Consider the following 2,762-nt stretch of genomic DNA (forward strand, 5'->3'; position numbering starts at 1 on the left):
GGTTACACAATAGAGGGAGTTATGGAACAGGGCATGGTTGGACTTTAACAAACGGCGTGGCTTGGAATATTAGTGCACCTTCTAATCAAATTGCCATTCAAAAACCACCTATTGGTCAAAATTATGCTATTGGTTGTAACGCTACTGTTAATGGAGCCGGTCCTTTTACTCATCCAGCAGGGTATATTGAAGGAACTGGAGAAAATTTATCAATACAATCTTTATATTTAGCACAACTTGAAGATAGAACGACCCATGGTGTATTACCAGATACCCCGGGAAAATTATTTCCAAATGATTTTGTATTTACAGCTACAGAAAAATATTTGGAACTTACTTGGCATGATGTATCTATAGAAGAAGACAACTATATTTTAGAACGCTCATCGGATGGAGTGAGTTTTCAGACGTTAGCGACACTCCCTGCTAATACAGAAACGTATACTGACACAGATTTGCAACAAGCGAACTATTTTTATAGGCTGAAAGCTACAAATACAATAGGTGTTTCCCCAGCGTCTAATACAGTTCAATCAGAGGATTATCAGACTGAAACACAAAACATCGTTTATGTTTCTGCAGCAGGTGCTGGTAGCTTAGATGGTACAAGTGAATCAAATGCATTTGGTAACTTTGGCGTTGCCATGTCGAATATAACCTCTGAAGGAGATAAACTTATAATTATAGGAACAATTACTCCAGATGGAGCTAATTTAACATCTAAGAATTTTGCATTCACAATAGAAGGCCTGGATGCTAGCTCATCTATAGATGGAAATGGTGGTACAGGCAGACTCTTTACAATAAATGGAGCAACGTCTGCAGATGTGACTTTTAAAAATCTTACATTTTCAGGCCATGATACAACCCTTGCAGGTGGTAGCGTTCTTTTTAATAATGCTGCTGGAGCTTCAGTAACCTTTAACAATTGCACCTTAACAGATAATTCTGTATCTAATGGAGCTGGTGGTGGTGCTCTATTTTTTGCCAATGGAAACTTGAATATAATAGACAGTTCATTTGAAAATAATACCTCTATAGAGGAAGCAGGTGCTATTTTTGGTCAATCAGGGATAATTACAATCACAAATTCACTTTTTAAAAGTAATTCTGCAACTACAAAAGGAGGAGCTATATATTCAGGTAATGCAAATTTCACCATAACAGGTTCTACTTTTTATGATAATGAAACCACTGGCATTGATAATTCTGATGGGGGTGCTGCGTTCATGGTTGCAGGTTCTGATAGTACTAATAGCATCACAAATTGTACATTTTACCAAAATACAACCGCTAGAGCGAACCAAGATTATGGAACCATAAGAACAGATAACGGTAATACTACTATTACAAATAGTTTATTTTATGACAATAAAACGAATAATGATGCGGGTGGACCATCAGATTGGGGTGCAGGTCCTAATGGAATACAAACTTTTGAGACTTCTATAGCACAATGGATTAGTACTAATATAGATAATCAAGATGAAGGAACTGTTTCTATAACAGGAATTAAAGGAGGTGCAGGCACTCCGGCAGACCTTACAGCCTCTAATTTAAGATTTAATGTAACTTCTGGAAAAGTAGAATATGATGCAGTAGATCAAGGAGTAGATACCCCTATTGATTTTGGATCTGATGGGAATGACGTTGGTTCATGGGACTCTGAATTCGTACTATCATTAGACAATGAGTTACAATCAAAAGTGTCGGTTTATGTTAACCACACTTCTAAAACCATAGAAATAAAGCATGACTTGGATGCACGTTTATCTGTGGAATTATTTAATATTTTAGGGTCGAGAATTAGAGGTGTTAAAAATAGTTCTAAAATGCAGTATATAGATGTAAGTTCACTGAAAACAGGAATTTACATTTTATTAGGGAAATCCTCAGGAACCTCTTTTTCTAAAAAAATACTTATTTACTAATCGTCAGCAAGTTAAAAAACTACAAATACCATCTCTTTTTTAAATATTACTATGATGGCTTTAATAATATTTTGAATAAGCGCCTGTTTTAATGGCGTTTATTTTGTGTTGTGCTTAATTTATTTAATGCTTTATCAGGGAAATCAGTGATTAAACCATCCAATCCAAGATCAATTAATCGTTGCATTTCATCTTCTTTATTTATGGTCCATTTCCATACTTCAATACCGTTTTCGTGCGCAAAATCTAGATACTCTTTTGTAAGCCTAGTTTGAGGTCCAACTCCAATAGCATTCGATCCAATAATTTTAGCATGCTCTAAGGTCTTTTTATCTGCTTTATTTATCAGCCAAAGGATTGGAATATCCTTATCCAGTTGTCTTATTTTGGCTAATACGGGGTACTTAAAAGAAAATATGATTACATCCTCTTTTACCCCAAGGTCATTTACAATTTTAAGAACTTCTTTCTCTGTTCCATTAACCTTTATTTCAATGCAGACCTTAATTTTACCTTTTGCCAATACAAGGGCTTCTCTTAAAGTTGGAATCTTTTCATTTTCGTATTTAGTACCAAATTTACGACTGTAACCAACGTTAACAGCCCTTAAGTCACTATAATTCATTTCGGAAATTTCCCCTTTAAAACCATTGGAACTCGTCTTGTCTACAGATGAATTGTGAATAACAACAATTGAATCATTCTTGGTTCTATGAACATCCAACTCGAAATAATCCGCTTTACAGTCAATAGCCTTTTGAAAAGCAATAAGCGTGTTCTCGGGAGCTATACTTGAAAATCCGCGATGCGCAACTATTTTTGTTTGCGCAT

2 protein-coding genes are annotated in these 2,762 nt (G+C 35.3%); one reads left to right on the forward strand and one right to left on the reverse strand.

What is annotated here, in order from left to right; genetic code table 11:
- A partial coding sequence (locus tag QNK89_RS01600; RefSeq protein ID WP_340169231.1) for a right-handed parallel beta-helix repeat-containing protein occupies positions 1-1,931 on the forward strand: 1,931 nt, incomplete at its 5' end.
- A gap of 88 nt (positions 1,932-2,019) precedes the next feature.
- On the opposite strand, the gene QNK89_RS01605 is transcribed toward QNK89_RS01600, so the two are convergent.
- On the reverse strand, positions 2,020-2,762 hold a 743-nt coding region (locus QNK89_RS01605), incomplete at its 5' end, for a glycerophosphodiester phosphodiesterase family protein (protein WP_340169232.1).

Origin of the sequence: Lacinutrix sp. (genome assembly GCF_037625555.1) — a bacterium.
Lineage (GTDB): Bacteria > Bacteroidota > Bacteroidia > Flavobacteriales > Flavobacteriaceae > Lacinutrix.